General features: G+C 36.7%; 17 protein-coding genes. 3 read left to right on the top strand and 14 right to left on the bottom strand.

The window, feature by feature from the left end:
- Window positions 1-73: 73 nt before the first annotated feature.
- Together ACZ1GR_RS10795 and ACZ1GR_RS10790 are read left to right on the top strand one after the other, a co-directional pair.
- A complete protein-coding gene (locus tag ACZ1GR_RS10795; protein ID WP_472608989.1) occupies window positions 74-787 on the top strand; it encodes a 3'-5' exonuclease in 714 nt (237 codons plus the stop codon).
- A complete protein-coding gene (locus ACZ1GR_RS10790) occupies window positions 784-1152 on the top strand; it encodes a VOC family protein (RefSeq protein WP_472608988.1) in 369 nt (122 codons plus the stop codon). Before ACZ1GR_RS10795 ends, ACZ1GR_RS10790 begins: the two co-directional genes overlap by 4 nt.
- On the opposite strand, the gene ACZ1GR_RS10785 is transcribed toward ACZ1GR_RS10790, so the two are convergent.
- The 3 genes from ACZ1GR_RS10785 to ACZ1GR_RS10775 form a co-directional block, all read right to left on the bottom strand.
- A complete protein-coding gene (locus ACZ1GR_RS10785) occupies window positions 1142-3340 on the bottom strand; it encodes a S8 family serine peptidase (RefSeq protein WP_472608987.1) in 2199 nt (732 codons plus the stop codon). The two genes, ACZ1GR_RS10790 and ACZ1GR_RS10785, sit on opposite strands and share 11 nt — an antisense overlap.
- 142 nt (window positions 3341-3482) lie before the next feature.
- Entirely contained in the window at window positions 3483-4427 is a 945-nt protein-coding gene (locus tag ACZ1GR_RS10780) for an endonuclease/exonuclease/phosphatase family protein (RefSeq protein ID WP_472608986.1), read from the bottom strand.
- 36 nt (window positions 4428-4463) lie between these two features.
- On the bottom strand, window positions 4464-5231 hold the full coding sequence (locus tag ACZ1GR_RS10775; protein WP_472608985.1) for a TMEM175 family protein: 768 nt from the start codon (window positions 5229-5231) through the stop codon (window positions 4464-4466).
- An 86-nt stretch (window positions 5232-5317) separates the two neighbouring features.
- Here ACZ1GR_RS10775 and hflX point away from each other — a divergent pair, with 86 nt between their 5' ends.
- Window positions 5318-6529, top strand: a complete 1212-nt coding sequence (gene hflX, locus ACZ1GR_RS10770; RefSeq protein ID WP_472608984.1) for a GTPase HflX — start codon at window positions 5318-5320, stop codon at window positions 6527-6529.
- A gap of 271 nt (window positions 6530-6800) precedes the next feature.
- Here the strand turns inward: hflX and ACZ1GR_RS10765 are convergent, their stop codons facing one another.
- From ACZ1GR_RS10765 to ACZ1GR_RS10715, 11 genes are all read right to left on the bottom strand, one after another.
- The gene (locus ACZ1GR_RS10765; RefSeq protein WP_472608983.1) at window positions 6801-7739 is read right to left on the bottom strand and encodes a DUF3078 domain-containing protein; all 939 of its coding nucleotides are present in this window, start codon (window positions 7737-7739) and stop codon (window positions 6801-6803) included.
- Between the two features lie 67 nt (window positions 7740-7806).
- The gene (locus ACZ1GR_RS10760; protein WP_472608982.1) at window positions 7807-8310 is read right to left on the bottom strand and encodes a DUF2480 family protein; all 504 of its coding nucleotides are present in this window, start codon (window positions 8308-8310) and stop codon (window positions 7807-7809) included.
- A 20-nt stretch (window positions 8311-8330) separates the two neighbouring features.
- On the bottom strand, window positions 8331-8696 hold the full coding sequence (locus ACZ1GR_RS10755; protein ID WP_472608981.1) for a four helix bundle protein: 366 nt from the start codon (window positions 8694-8696) through the stop codon (window positions 8331-8333).
- Between the two features lie 21 nt (window positions 8697-8717).
- A complete protein-coding gene (locus tag ACZ1GR_RS10750) occupies window positions 8718-9047 on the bottom strand; it encodes an iron-sulfur cluster assembly protein (RefSeq protein WP_472608980.1) in 330 nt (109 codons plus the stop codon).
- A gap of 1 nt (window position 9048) precedes the next feature.
- Entirely contained in the window at window positions 9049-9471 is a 423-nt protein-coding gene (locus ACZ1GR_RS10745; RefSeq protein WP_472608979.1) for a SufE family protein, read from the bottom strand.
- Between the two features lie 43 nt (window positions 9472-9514).
- Window positions 9515-9919 (bottom strand): hypothetical protein, encoded by a 405-nt coding sequence (locus ACZ1GR_RS10740; protein WP_472608978.1) that lies wholly within the window; start codon window positions 9917-9919, stop codon window positions 9515-9517.
- A gap of 63 nt (window positions 9920-9982) precedes the next feature.
- Window positions 9983-11065, bottom strand: coding sequence for a zinc metalloprotease (locus tag ACZ1GR_RS10735; protein ID WP_472608977.1), 1083 nt, complete (start codon window positions 11063-11065; stop codon window positions 9983-9985).
- 117 nt (window positions 11066-11182) lie between these two features.
- Window positions 11183-12409: an aminotransferase class V-fold PLP-dependent enzyme gene (locus ACZ1GR_RS10730; protein WP_472608976.1), complete on the bottom strand. Its 1227-nt coding sequence runs from the start codon at window positions 12407-12409 to the stop codon at window positions 11183-11185.
- 25 nt (window positions 12410-12434) lie between these two features.
- Window positions 12435-13751 (bottom strand): Fe-S cluster assembly protein SufD, encoded by a 1317-nt coding sequence (gene sufD / locus ACZ1GR_RS10725; protein ID WP_472608975.1) that lies wholly within the window; start codon window positions 13749-13751, stop codon window positions 12435-12437.
- 1 nt (window position 13752) lies between these two features.
- A complete protein-coding gene (gene sufC, locus ACZ1GR_RS10720) occupies window positions 13753-14505 on the bottom strand; it encodes a Fe-S cluster assembly ATPase SufC (RefSeq protein ID WP_472608974.1) in 753 nt (250 codons plus the stop codon).
- Window positions 14506-14511: 6 nt separating this feature from the next.
- A complete protein-coding gene (locus ACZ1GR_RS10715) occupies window positions 14512-15384 on the bottom strand; it encodes an N-acyl homoserine lactonase family protein (protein WP_472608973.1) in 873 nt (290 codons plus the stop codon).
- Window positions 15385-15398 lie beyond the last annotated feature (14 nt).

The raw sequence follows: 15398 nt of genomic DNA, 5'->3' as shown, positions 1-15398 counted from the left end.
AATTTGAGCTTTCAATATACAATTAAATGGACGCATAAATTTCTAATTCAGCTCATTTTACTATTTTAAACCTATGTTTTACAAAATAAATTTAGAGAACATTCTATTTCTTGATATCGAAACCGTTCCAGAGAATGCAACTTTTGAAGAACTGTCGGAAGAAAAACAGTTGCTATGGGAACAAAAATCGAAATACCAACGAAAAGACGAGTTTACACCAGAAGAGTTTTACGATAGAGCAGGAATTTGGGCAGAATTCGGTAAAATCATCTGTATCTCGGCAGGTTATTTTATCGATAAAGGAAACGATAAAAATTTTAGGGTGACCTCTTTTTATGGAGATGAGGCAAAACTATTAAAAGACTTTAAAAACCTACTTCAAGTACATTTTAACCAAGCAAAACATCTGCTCTGTGGTCATAACGGAAAGGAATTCGACTTTCCTTACATTGCCAGAAGAATGCTAATAAACGGAATTCGACTTCCTTATAAGCTGGATTTATTCGGAAAAAAACCCTGGGAAATTCCGCATTTAGACACTATGGAATTATGGAAGTTTGGTGACTATAAACACTTCACATCTTTAAAATTAATGGCCAATGTTCTTGGTATTCCTTCACCCAAGGATGATATGGATGGTAGTATGGTTCGAGATGTATACTACGCCGAAAATGACCTAGACCGTATAGTTACCTATTGCGAGTTGGATGTGGTTACTACTGCCCAAGTTTTTCTGCGCCTGCGCGGAGATGAGCTTCTTGAAGAAGAGCAAGTGAAAAAAGTATGAACACCGAACTTGATAAAATTATCCCCGTATTGCCGTCTCAAGACATTAAAAGAGACATCGCTTGGTATAAAAAACATACCGGTTTTGAAGTTCTTTTTGAAGATGAGATGTATGCCTGTTTAAAGCGCGAAGGGCTTTCTATTCATTTGCAGTGGCATGCAGATACTAAAGATGACCCACTAATAGGGGGTTCTGTGATTAAAATATTTGTAAAGAATATTCAGCCTATTTTTAAAGAATTCATAGGAAGAGGTACTGTAAATGAAGATAAGCTTCATTTGAATACCCCCTGGGGGACCCATGAATTTGGATTCTATGATTTAAATAAAAATGCCATTTTTATTGTAGAGGGAATTAGCTCTTAAAAAATTTAGTGCTCTTTATACCTGAATAATCCTGCACAGTAAGAATATAAAGTCCGGATTTTAAATTCGAAACATTGATTTGCTCGTTGGCCTTGCCTCTCTTTATGGTATTACCAGAAGATGTTGAAATCATATAAACAGCATCTGATGAGGTTTCTGCATCAATATTAATTTGAGAAATAGCCGGGTTCGGATATACAGTGATAGCAAGCTCATCGGTAAAAATTGGCACCGCTTCTTCTGCTAATTTTGTTGTTACTCCGTTGAATACAAATTCTATTGTCTCACTAAATTCAGAGCTTAAATTGGCAGAACATACCGAACGTAAACGAACTTGATATGTTTTACCTTCTTCCAATCCTGAAATATGCATCGTACTATCCCATGTAAGCTCCGTATTCCAATTTGAGTTATTTTCTTCTTTAAACTGAACTTCATATAAGGTTTCTTCAACGGCGCCCCATGACCATGATGTGCTATTTTCATCCGCCTTATCCAGCTCAATATTTTTTGGGGCCTTCAATTCACATTGAGTCAAAGCTATACCGGAAACTATAAGCGAAAAATCTTGTGCTGCATTTGTAAGTGTTCCTTTATGTGTTATGGTTATGGTATATTCTCCTTTTGCATCTAAAATATCTACCCTTTCAAAAGGATCAACAATGTTGTTTCCTTTAACTGCATTTGCGTTTGCATCCGCCGCATTCATTTTCCAAGGAAAATACGTCTTCCCGTCTTTTGTGATTCTAATATCCAGGTCGTTTATCAATGCTGCCGTTGGGTTATTTAAATCACCATGGTTGATGAACTGGCCTTCAGGGTCGGTCCAAGAAATAGAGGCTTTTAACGGCTCTGTCTCGTTGGCCCTTACCGTAATTGAATATGATTGCCCGTGCTCTAAACGTTCTTCTGATACTATGGTAGTATATTCATTATTAGTTAAAACCTCGGCTGCTTTTTTAGTATTTAATATACCCCAGCCCATCTTATAATCTGGCCCCGCTTCTTGAACGTCGTCAGCGGTATGTAAAGCAAGCCCTTTGAGCGTTGCTGCCTTCATATATCCGCCATTTAATTCGCCGTAGTATTCTTGAAGTAACAATAAAGATGCGGTAACACCAGGTGCTGCCATCGAAGTGCCCATAGAACTATTATAGCTCTGATTATTATGAGAGTAGGTTGAATATATAGATGTACCGTCACCGGCCAAATCTGGCTTAATACGGCCATCATCAATAGGGCCAAAACTACTATAACCAGAAACGGAGGCGTCTTTTAAATCTCCTTCACCATCTATTCTCACATCTGCACCGGCCACAACCAATCCGTTTTTTGAGGTAGTGAAACCTAACAATAAATCAAAGCCATCTTGAGATCTTCCATAAATCGGGGCGCTGTTATCTTGTTTGGTCTGCGAGTTTCCAGCTGCGACTACCATTAAATAGTAAGGCGCGTTATACATTATCTTGTCCCAATCTTGAGATACTTTTATGTATGATCCAAAATACCAATCTGCAACTCTGCTTGTGTTAATACCATAAGAATGGTTTGACAATAACAATCCATTGGCAGCTGCTTCGGTTACCTCGATCTTATCCCTAGTCCAATCGTGCGTTAATGCCGTAGCTCTATAAGCTACGCCCTTTGCGTTTTGCTTTACTCCCGATGAAACCATTGTACCGGTTACCATCGTGGCATGTGCGCCCAGTTCACCACCATTTGAATCTGAATTGATTACCCTTCCGTCAAATTCTTGATGTGTTGTTAAGGCTACACCGGCATCCCAAACACCAACCTGCATATCCAAACCGTTAAGGTCTAAATCTAAAGCTCCGCCTTTGTGTAAGGAGTTTGCTCTAGAGACTTTGCCACTTGGCATATTAAAAGTAGTATAAAATAAAGGGGAACCATCGGTGCCAAACTCTGTTAACTCGGTAATTGTTCCGTCATCTGATTTTGTCATGAAATCAAAGTTTTGTGACTTTGACATTTTGGTCATTTGATTCAAAGATGATTTGAATTCACTCTCAAAACTTGAAAGCAAAGTAGAAAGTTTCTCTTTATCATAATTGGCAGTGATGGCATCTCTCTGGTTCTTAGATTGTGCGAAAAGTGTAGAAAAGCTTAAAATCGCTACTGTAAGGGGTAGTAGATTTTTTGTTTTGGCAACAAATTTGAAATAGTCCATAACTGTAGGTTAAGTAAGAATTGGACTACAAATATATTTTCAAGTAAGAGCTTTATCGATAAAAATCATCATTAATTCGATGAAATACATAGTTTTTATAGTTCATGTGTTGTGAACTATAAAAATTTTGTGGTGAAAATTCCTACAAATTGTTTTTCAGAATGATATAGACCGGAAAGTGATCACTATATCCTCCCAAATACTTTTTACCGGCAAACGTTCTAAAAGGGTTTCCTTTATACTTCCCTTTCCATTCTTTTAAAAATTTAGGGGCATATATCTCCGCTTTTTTAAAACTATGGGTTCCTTTTTCATAGTTCAGAAAGCTATGTGAAATCAAGATTTGATCAAAAAGGCTCCATTCACCTTTATAATTTGCGCTACCACTTGCAGGTGAGAGCAATTGCTGCATAGGATTAATAAATCGATCAGATTCCATTAGCGTTTTAATACTATCGGAATTCGGGTCGTCATTAAAATCGCCCATAACGATAACGTTTGTTATGTCTGTAGTGGCAGATAACTCATCTAGCCTTCTTAAAATGGTATTTGCGGCGGCCACCCTTTTATACGAAGTTAAATCCGCCCCATCTCTTCTAGACGGCCAATGATTAACAAACACATGTACTACCTCTTCATGTAATTGACCCTTAACATATAATATATCTCTTGTGAAATCTCTTAAATCATTTTCGTTTGTAATCAATAAGGGAATAGTCTCTGATCCTAAGACCTTAAAGTGGTCTTTATGATAAATTAAAGCGGTATCAATACCGCGTTCATCCGGAGAGTCAAAATGAACAAAATCATAGTTCATACCCTTTAACTTACCGGTTTTAAGGAGGGTTGCGATCACATCGTTATTTTCAACTTCCGCTATACCTATCAATATTGGTGGTGTATCGGAGTCGTCCGTACCTATTTGAGCAATTGTTTTCGCAATCTTCTTCGCCTTAATACCAAATTTTCGGTCATCCCATCGTTTAAATCCGTCAGGTGTAAAATCATCATCTAGGGTTCCATTATCATTGACCGTATCAAAAAAGTTCTCAAGGTTATAAAAGGCAATGGTATAGCTATCTTTCATTCTATTTCTAATTTGAATCTACAAGTCCCTTGTCGATTACAATTCTAATTTTTTCATTTTCCGTATTCGATATCTATGATAAAGTGGAAGTAAAATAGGTATAAGTGTATAGGCGCCACCAGCATAACCCGCTGCCCTGCCGCCAAAAAAAAGTACTATTAAAATTGATAACACACAAACCGACATTAGCAATAAATATTCATGAATAAAAGTTTTGGTGATATATCTTTCCTTGTTACTAAGCTCAAGTTCATCAGCCTTTTTATTGGCATTTAAATGCATTAAAACTAGAATAAGATAAATTAGCAATAAACCTAATCCAAAACGTATTATAAGATCTTTCCATTGTAATACATTTAAATCGGCAGCGGCTAAATCTCTCCATGCAACTTTTAACGCCTCGGAATTATCGCCTAAATTTCTTTTTAGGGTGGCATAAATTGCCGTGCCAATATATGAGAAGAGATATTTTAAAGGGTATATGTAAAACAGCAGCATAAAAATGAATAGTGCATTGAGTGCCTTTGTGGTTTTATCATGTAATCCATAATACAAGAAAAAATTACTGTGGTTGTTCCATAAACCTAATAATAGCATTGTACAGAAAATAAAACCTATAAAGCTATACATAGAGGCTTGTAATTCAATATAGGTAGTTGGTACCTGAGAAGAAATTACCAATAGCGTGATGGAAAAACCAAAAACTGCATCCGTCAGGTTTTCTAACCTAGAACTACTTAAGCCTCTATATCGAAACCCATCACTTGAAATTTTCTCTCTTTCTACAAAAAACTTCTTAGCCATAATATTTTTAGCTTTTACCTGGTAAGAACTGGAAAATACGAAAAAGCTATTACAAACATTGTTTAGCTTTGCACTTTACTTGATTTATGCTAGAGAAGAAATCCATAGAGTACGAAAAAGCGGTTTTGATCGGAATTATAAACAAATCTCAAAACGAAGAAAAGGTAACCGAGTATTTAGATGAGTTAGAGTTCTTGACCTACACTGCTGGTGGAGAGGTGACCAAGCGCTTTGTACAACGTATGGATATACCTAATCCAAAAACCTTAATCGGTAGCGGTAAGATGGAAGAAGTGCAGACCTATGTAAAAGCAAACGATATTGGATCTGTTATTTTTGATGATGAGTTGAGCCCGGCACAACAGCGGAATATCGAAAAACTTTTACGCTGTAAAATTATAGATCGCACCAGCCTTATTTTAGACATTTTTGCACAAAGGGCCCAGACTAGTTATGCACGCACGCAGGTAGAATTGGCACAATATCAGTATTTGCTGCCACGCTTAACCGGACTCTGGACACACTTGGAGCGTCAAAAAGGGGGTATTGGTATGCGTGGACCCGGAGAAACAGAGATTGAAACCGATAGACGTATTGTACGCGACCGAATTTCTTTACTTAAGAAGAAACTAGGCAAGATTGACCGTCAAATGGAAACGCAACGCGGCAATAGAGGAGCACTCGTAAGAGTTGCCTTAATCGGATATACCAATGTTGGCAAGTCTACTTTAATGAATGTTGTTAGTAAAAGTGATGTCTTTGCCGAGAATAAACTATTCGCAACCTTAGATACTACCGTACGGAAAGTAGTTATCGGTAATTTGCCATTTTTACTAAGCGACACTGTTGGTTTTATAAGAAAGCTGCCTACGCAATTGGTAGAAAGTTTTAAAAGTACATTAGATGAGGTAAGAGAAGCCGATTTATTATTGCATGTTGTTGATATTTCGCACCCTAATTTTGAAGAACATATTGATTCTGTACATAAAATTCTTGATGAAATAAAAAGTGCGGATAAGAAAACCATTATGGTGTTCAATAAAATAGATCAATATGCTCCTGAAATTATTGAAGAAGATGATTTGGTAACCGAGAAGACCAGCATACATTTTACTTTGGAAGAGTGGAAAAAAACTTGGTACAGTAAAATTGGAGATAGAGCACTTTTTATTTCAGCCTTGAACAAAGAAAATTTAGATTCATTTCGAAAAAGGGTTTATGACGAAGTAAGAGAAATTCATGTTACCCGTTTCCCTTACAATAACTTTTTATACCCAGAAAATCTCGATGAGTTTTAAGCCGATTACCGTTCGTCGATGCGGTTCATCGATCAAACCTAACCTTTCATTTTCAAGACCACGTTTTAGACCTAATTGACAACATATATTTTTAATTCGATATGCTTGAGCGTAGATTTGGAGTGTTGAATTATTAGTGTTGTTCCCAAATCTTTCACTCTTAATTTGACCATTAAAAGAATTTAATGCCCCAATTTTATACCTACTTAAATAAAAAAGCCTCAACAAATGTTGAGGCTTTTTTGATATATGTATTTTCTTCCTTTTCTCCTTAGAAAGAATAACTTAAACCAACAGTGTAAAAAGATTGTAGCTGGTTATCCAAATCATCAAAAGAAGTAGCGGTTGCAGGATCTTGGGCAAGCGCAAAGTTTAATGCTTCTTGTTTGTTATTACGTAATCCAAAATCAAAACCTACGCCTATTCCTTTCCAAAGCGTGTATGAGAAATTATTTGTCCAAGTCCAGTTGCTTAGATTACTGCTCTCATAACTTGCAAAAGCAGATAGGTTAGATTTAAAACCTATAGCACCGATTTTGCGTGTGTAGTCTGCAACAATTTTAGCACCTAAAGATGAATTAAAAACCGCATCGTTGTCAGCAAACACAAAGTTGTAGTTTAAAGGGTGAACTACAACTATTAGATTTTCTATTGGCGTCCAAGTACCACCGATACCTAAATCTAAATACCCTGGATCATTAAAATTGTTCAATAAAGTTGTTCGATACTCTCCCAAAGCAGAAACAGCAAATGTTTTACTGATATTTCTACCATATAAGGACGTCAATTGAAAAACATCTGTAAGTGCTTCAAAATCTTCAGAATCCGTATCGATGTCTTTGTTGTCTAATTTTACCCAACCTAGATTAAGGTTTAATGAGTTATTCCAGAAAAACTTCTCTTGCTTTAAGTTCGCAAAAGCGTTACCTGTAATACCTATATTACCAGAACTGTTGTTTGGTGTTCCTTGAGCAAACCAGTTGTTAAAGTTGGACAAGCTGCCCCCAATAGTTCCGAAAGCACCTTTTCGCCATCCGGGCATACCATCGATTTGGGCTTGAAGTGCATCTACACGACCTTGTATCGGCCCTGTTAAAGCCGCTATTGAATCTTTCTTGGAAGCAATCTGAGCCTCTAGCTCTTCTTTTGTCTGTGCATTTATTAATGCAACTGTAAAAACCATAGCTATGGCCAAAATTGTTTTTTTCATAATGTAAGTGTTTTGTTCATTAGAAACGCAAAAGTAAGAATTGTCACAATCTTTTTAGATATAAGCTCTACTTTCTCTTAAAAAGGGGTACCGAAGAGCAGGCTTCGCCATACATAACACTTTTGGCTACAGTTTGTATTTTGGCAGTTGCCAAAATATAGGCATTTTGAGGTACAGGTTTATTGGAACATCCCTTAATGATAACGGGTTTGTCTTTAAACGTGGCAAGATCTAAATTTTTGAGAATAGTTTGATAAATTGAAGATTCTAAATGTTCTAAATCGCCCACAACTATGTTCTTGGCATACGGCCCCAATTTAGAAGTTATAAGCATATAGGCCCATCCGGGAATAATAGCATCGCTTGAACAAGTAAGTGCAATATGGTCGCCTTGGTACTGCGTCCAATTATGCTCTTCGACGAAAGCCCTAAATTCTTTTTCACGAAGAATCAGTTCCTCGTACAACCAATCTTTGATATCAAATAGAACACGTTTCCCTTCTGGATATAGCTCTTCTAAATCAAAGGTGACTAGTTTGCTTTGGGCTACTCTATTTATTATATCAGACATAAGTATTCGGATTTAAGAAATCAGTTTTTATTTTCAAGATGTTTGATCAGGCCAAAAATGGTCTTAGAAATTTCATCACAAATTAAAAATGAATCTTCAAACTCTTTATTAGAAATATAATCAATATCCAAAGCTAGATACAATTGCGATTTCACTTCATAACAAGAAGCTTGTGCGACATTAAGAAAGTATATAAACTCTTTATCAGTTTTTCTCCCATAACCTTCGGCAATATTTGAGGAAATAGAAATAGATGCCCTTCTTATCTGATCTCTTAAACCAAAATCTTTTGAAAAACTAGGCTTCTTAGTTAAATCATAAATCTGTTTATTCAGAGCTCTTGCTTTCTTCCAAGAAATAATCTGTTCAAAGCCTTTTTCTGACATCTTGATTCTGAAACCTTGACTCTATAATAACCCCAACTCTAATTTAGCCTCTTCACTCATTAATTCTTGGGTCCATGGCGGATCAAATGTTATTTCTACCTCAACATCTTTAAGTTCGTCTAAAGACTTTACCTTTTCCTCTATTTCAACAGGTAAAGATTCTGCAACAGGGCAGTTAGGCGAGGTAAGCGTCATTAGAATTTTGGCATCATAATCTTCGTTGATAAAAACGTCATAAATCAGGCCCAGTTCATATATATCAACCGGTATCTCTGGATCATAAATTGTTTTTAAAACCCTAACTATCTTTTCGCCTAATTCGGTAGTATCTATTGTAGTTTCTTCACTCATTTTAATTCAATTGTGTTTGGTAGGCAATTGCATATAACTTCAATTGTTTTATCATACTTACCAAACCGTTTGCTCTTGTGGGGGATAAATGTTCCTTTAAACCAATCTCGTCTATAAAATCGGTATTTGCATCTATAATATCTTGTGGTTTTTGATTGCTAAAAGCTCTGATAAGAATCGCAATAATACCTTTTGTAATTATCGCATCACTATCAGCAGTGAAAACGAGTTTGTCATCTTCCAATTCTGCATGCACCCATACTTTACTTTGACAGCCTTTGATAATATTATCATCGGTCTTATATCGCCCATCTATTAAAGGTAGTGACTTGCCCAAATCTATCATATACTCATAGCGCTGCATCCAGTCTTCAAACATTGAAAACTCATCAACTATTTCTTCTTGAATGGTCTGAATGCTCATTTTCATCTATCTTTTGCTTGCAAAATTAATACATATGAACGCCTTACTCAACTATTTGAGAAAGTGTTAAGATTTTAGATATAAAAGCTTCTAATTCTTTAGGAGGATACCCATGATCAAAGTCATAATCATATTGACTTTCTTCAACTACAAAACTCGCTGTTGCCATAGGTGCGGCATCATAAGAACTTTTTGATTCATTTGAAAGAACAACATTTTCAAAATCAATCTTATTGAAAATAGCGGTTAGTTCATTTTGTTGTACTTCCGAAAGATTAAGTTCTCTTTCTTTACCACCCCGCTGTTCAACTACAGATAAGACATTATTCCCTATTGAAATGGCCAGATAAAACCCTCTTGTTTGGGCAACGTAGTCGAATTCAAAATCCCTTTCTTGACAATTGCTAAGACTCAGCATAAATAATAAGGAACCGATAAGTGTTTTCATAGAATTTAAAGCTACAAAAAAGGCATCCAAATGGATGCCTTTTTACTACTTAAATGTATCTAATTATGGTAAAATACTTTCTCTTGCTCCGCCTGCGGCAAACAAGGCTCGCATTCTTTCCGATTGACCATTGGTAAACATATACATACATCTATCATCAACGTAATCCATATAGTTCATAGTCATATCCGTTGTTCTACATTTTGTTGTTGGAAAACTAGGACAACCGTAGTTTGGACTATCTGAAGATGGTGTATCTGCAACGAAATCGTCTCTTTTACATCTACCATCTCCCCATATATGTCTAAGGTTTAACCAGTGACCTACTTCATGGGTCATTGTTCTACCTTTATCAAAAGGTGCTGTTGCAGTTTCTATAGTTCCAAAGAATGCCGTGCCAACTACAACGCCATCGGTAGCAGCATTACCTCCAGGAAATTGTGCATAGCCCAAAATTCCACCACCAATATCACCTACCCACATATTTAAATGCGTGCTTGGTGTTACTACATCTGAACCGCCTTGGGCATCGAACTTAATCGCATCATTGGTGCCAAATGAAGTTCTAGTAGTCGATTTGCGAATTACCCTATCCAAGGTAAACTGAATATTTACATCACCCACATTAGCTGAAAACAAAGAAGGTACTTGGTTAATATCGTTATTCGTAGCACTAAAGTCATCATTTAAAACTGCAATTTGACTTGCTATTTGCTGATCACTGATATTCTCTGTGGCGTTATTGTACAATACGTGAACAATAACAGGTATGGTAATTGTACCAAGATTATCATCTACAGGTGGTTCAGGGTCACCGCCTCCACCTCCGTTGCCGTTTCCGTTGCCGACACCATCTGGTTTTTTCGAAGCAATAAATTTTCGAACCTGGTATTCAACATCAAACATCTTCTTCTCAAGGCCAGGATTTTCTTTTAGTTTTTGATTTAAAACTTTCATTGTGTGACACCCTCTACCTTCATTTCCTTTTCCTGCGGTTGAAGTTTCATCAGTTTCGTCCGTGTAAACGAAAAAGTCGCTCATGTCGACTTGCACTTCTTGAAAGTCATTAATTTCGGGGGATTGTTCCTTTTCACAAGAAACAGCTACAACAGCACAAAATGCCATTGTAAAAACTACTTTTTTCATAAAATATATAGTTATAATGGTTAATAATGGGCCAGAAGATACTATTATTTAACAATTTGCCAATGAATTGTTAAATAAAATCGATAAAGTGTAAAAACTATGTTAAGGAGTTATGGACTACGAAAGCATCATTTTAGCACGTTTTACGCCTTCTACCAATACATTGATTTCGTCTAAGGTGTTATAGAAACTAAAACTCGCGCGAACGGTACCAGGAATTTTATAAAAATCCATAATCGGTTGTGCGCAATGGTGGCCCGTGCGCACTGCAATGCCCAATTTATCCAATATACTGCCAATATCGTAAGGGTGTATTCCTTCAATATTAAATGAAATTACCGAAGTCTTCTCTTTAGCGGTACCATATATTTTGAGTCCTTCTATTTGTAATAACTCCTGCGTAGCATATTTCAATAGCTCTTGCTCATAACTGGCAATTGCATCAAAACCAATACCGTTCATATAATCCAAGGCAGCACTAAAAGCAATTCCCCCACAAATATTAGGAGTGCCTGCTTCAAATTTATGGGGTAGATCTGCATAAGTAGTTTTTTCAAAAGTTACTTCCGCTATCATTTCACCACCTCCTTGGTATGGTGGCAATTTATTGAGCCACTCTTCTTTGCCGTAAAGCATTCCAACTCCTGTAGGGCCGCAAACTTTATGGGCAGAAACGGTGTAGAAATCAACATCCAATTTTTGAACATCAGCTACTAAATGAGGGGCAGCTTGAGCTCCATCAATTAAAACTGCAGCTCCTACCGTATGTGCTTTTTCAATAATTTCTTCGATAGGATTAATAGTGCCTAAAGCATTAGAAATATGATTGCAGAAAACAAGTTTGGTCTGGTTTGTAAGTAACTCACTGTAAACATCCATAAGCAATTCCCCTTTTTCGTTCATAGGAATTACTTTCAGCTTTGCTCCCGTTCGTTCACAAAGCATTTGCCAAGGCACAATATTGGAATGATGTTCCATAGCCGAAACCAAAATTTCATCGCCCTTTTTAATTAAAGATGAAAACCCATTGGCTACAATATTTATCCCATGAGTAGTGCCCGAAGTAAATAGTATCTCATGCGCTTTAGCTGCATTAAAATGTCTCTGAATTTTTATTCTTGCCTGCTCGTACTTATCTGTTGCTTCTTGGGATAAAGCATGAACGCCACGGTGAATATTGGCATTATAGTTTTGGTAATACTCTGTAATTACATCTATTACCTGTTGTGGTGTTTGCGATGTAGCTGCATTGTCTAGATATACCAAAGGTTTTCCGTTTACCTCACGCTTAAGAATGGGAAAATCTTTTCTTATTTTTAGAATATCCAATGAGGTTTTAAGCATATGTTAGCGTCGCTTCGAACTTATTTTACAAATCAAACCCAAGATTAACTCCGAGCTTTTTGGCAATTAATTTGTTGATTCTACCTTTTAATTCAGGAATACGTACGCTTTCCAATACATTATTTGCAAAGGCGTACATTAATAAAGCCCTGGCTTCTTTTTTCGGAATTCCGCGAGATTGTAAATAAAACAAGGCGTCTTCATCTAACTGACCAATAGTACACCCATGCGAACATTTTACATCATCTGCAAAAATCTCTAACTGTGGTTTTGTATTGATGGTAGCTTTATCACTGACCAAAATATTATTGTTTTGCTGAAAAGCATTGGTTTTTTGGGCTATCTTATCTACGATGATCTTACCATTAAAAACCCCTGTCGAATTCTCGCCGTAGATGCCTTTATAGTCTTGGTGACTTTCACAATTCGGTTGAATATGATGTACCAAGGTATGATGGTCTACATGCTGCTTTTCGCCCAGAATAGTAACTCCTTTCATGGTAGAGTCCATATACTCCCCATTTTGGTAAAAGTTTAGGTTATTACGGGTGAGTTTCCCTCCAAAAGAAAAAGTATGCACATTCACATTACTCTTACTTTTTTGGTTGATGTAGGTGTTATCTATTAATGAAGCTGTTCCTGCATCGTTCTGAATTTTATAATAATCTACAATCGCATTTTCAGCTGCAAATAGCTCTGTCACTGAATTCGTTAAAACCTCATTTGAGGTAAGACTCTGATGACGCTCTATAATCTGCACCTCGGCATTCTCTTCAACAATAACCAAATTTCTCGGCTGCAAAAGCAAAGAGGCTTCATTACCGGTAGAAAAGTGTAGTATTTCTACAGGTTTTTTAGGCATCTTGTTCTTTGGAATATAAATGTATGCCCCTTCTCGGCTGAAAGCGGTATTCAATGTCGTTAAAGACTCATCTTTAGAAGCCACTTTGTTAAAATATACATCTATTACCTGTTTGTACATTGGCTTGGTCAATGCCGAGCTCATCAAACAAATGTCTACACCATCATGGGTAGTTTCCGATAAAAAAGAGCTGTAAATACCATCTATAAAAACAATTTTATAGGTGTCTATTTCATGCAGAAAATAGCGTTTTACATCTTTGTATTCCAATGCGTTTTCTTGCTTTGGAAAAATGCTAAAATCTATTTTCTGAAGATTATTTAAGGATGTATATTTCCAGGCTTCATCTTTTTTAGTGGGAAAACCTTTTGCCTCAAAATTCTTTATGGCTTCCGAACGAATGTCATGAACAGGATGTTCAACGTCTACGTTGTTTTCGAACGCCATAAAGGAGGAAATTAATTTCTCTTTTAAATCCATCTTATACTACAGCTTCATTTTTAATCCAGTCGTATCCTTTTTCTTCAAGCTCCATAGCCAATTCTTTTCCGCCAGACTTCACTATTTTACCATTATGTAAGACATGAACAAAATCAGGGACGATATAGTCTAACAACCTTTGGTAGTGCGTAATTACGATAACAGCATTGTCTTTACTCTTTAGCTTGTTAACGCCATTGGCAACAATACGCAAGGCATCGATATCTAAACCGGAATCCGTTTCATCTAAAATGGCAACTTTAGGTTCTAGCATGGCCATTTGAAAAATCTCGTTACGCTTTTTCTCCCCTCCCGAAAAACCTTCGTTCAATGATCTAGATAAAAACTTCCTGTCAATTTCAAGTAGTTCAGACTTTTCACGGATAAGTTTCAACATATCTTTAGCAGGCATATCTTCTAAGCCCCTAGCCTTACGAGATTCATTGATGGCCGTTTTCATAAAATTCGTAACAGAAACACCGGGAATTTCTACCGGATATTGAAAAGAAAGAAACACCCCTTTGTGTGCTCTTTCTTCAGGAGCAACATCTTCTAAATCTTCTCCATTCAATTCTACCGAACCCTCGGTTACCTCAAATTCTTCTTTGCCCGCGATTACAGAAGCTAAGGTACTTTTACCTGAACCATTCGGCCCCATAATAGCATGAACCTCACCTGCTTTAACCTCAAGGTTTATTCCTTTTAGTATTTCTTTATCCTCTACTTGAGCGTGTAGATTATTGATTTTCAACATCGTCTCTTAATTTAAATATTTAGGTGCCTTAGGCATTTTATTAAAATCTTCTTTTTGGTGCTGCAAGTACACTTTCGCATTCTTTTCTTTGGCAAAAGCCTCAAAAGCCTCCATACTCTTTAATGTTTGTGCTACATCTGTATTAAAAACGGGCACACGTTTGTGCTCTCTATTTTCATAGGTATGGTATAAATCACCGGTTAAAAGTATTGGCCCATTTTCCATCAAATCCAAATACAATACTTGATGCCCCGGGGTATGGCCAGGCATTGATTTTATCACTACACTTCCGTCACCAAAAACATCATAATCACCATTTAGTTTTTGTACGTTGGTAAGCTCTTTTATTGCCTCGTATAGACCAGCATTTTCACTATTCTTAATTTCATCACTGGTAACCATGGCGTACTCCGCCTCTTGAACCAGCCACTTGGCATCTTTAAAAACATTGGCATGGCCACTATGGTCAAAATGTGAATGGGAGAGTGCGATATAATCAATATCATCAGCTGTCATATCGATACTTTTTAACTGATTTAGAACAAAATCCCTTCTTGAAATAGTGAATGCACCACCCGGAGGCGTCACAGGTTCTGGGGAAGCCACTAAAGCTTCAGGAAGACCTGCATCCCACATTAAATTTCCTTTAGGATGTGAGATCACATAAAATGCATCGGCAAACTCTTTAGATTGCCCATGGTATGTGGTGTCTTGAGAGAACAATTCCAAATTGTTCACCATAACCGTACCCCCATCAAAAGTATACAGTTTTACTTCTGGTTTTTCTGATTTTGTGATAGCTTCCTCAGCTTCTTTTTTTATCTCTTTACAAGAAAAAAGCGTTGCCGAAATTAAAAATGTGAGTAGTATTTTTTTCATTTTCATGTTTCTAT

The organism is Croceitalea sp. W27 (genome assembly GCF_055693185.1).
The sequence above is the reverse complement of the archived record's forward strand: the minus strand, read 5'-3'. Positions and strand labels throughout refer to the sequence as shown.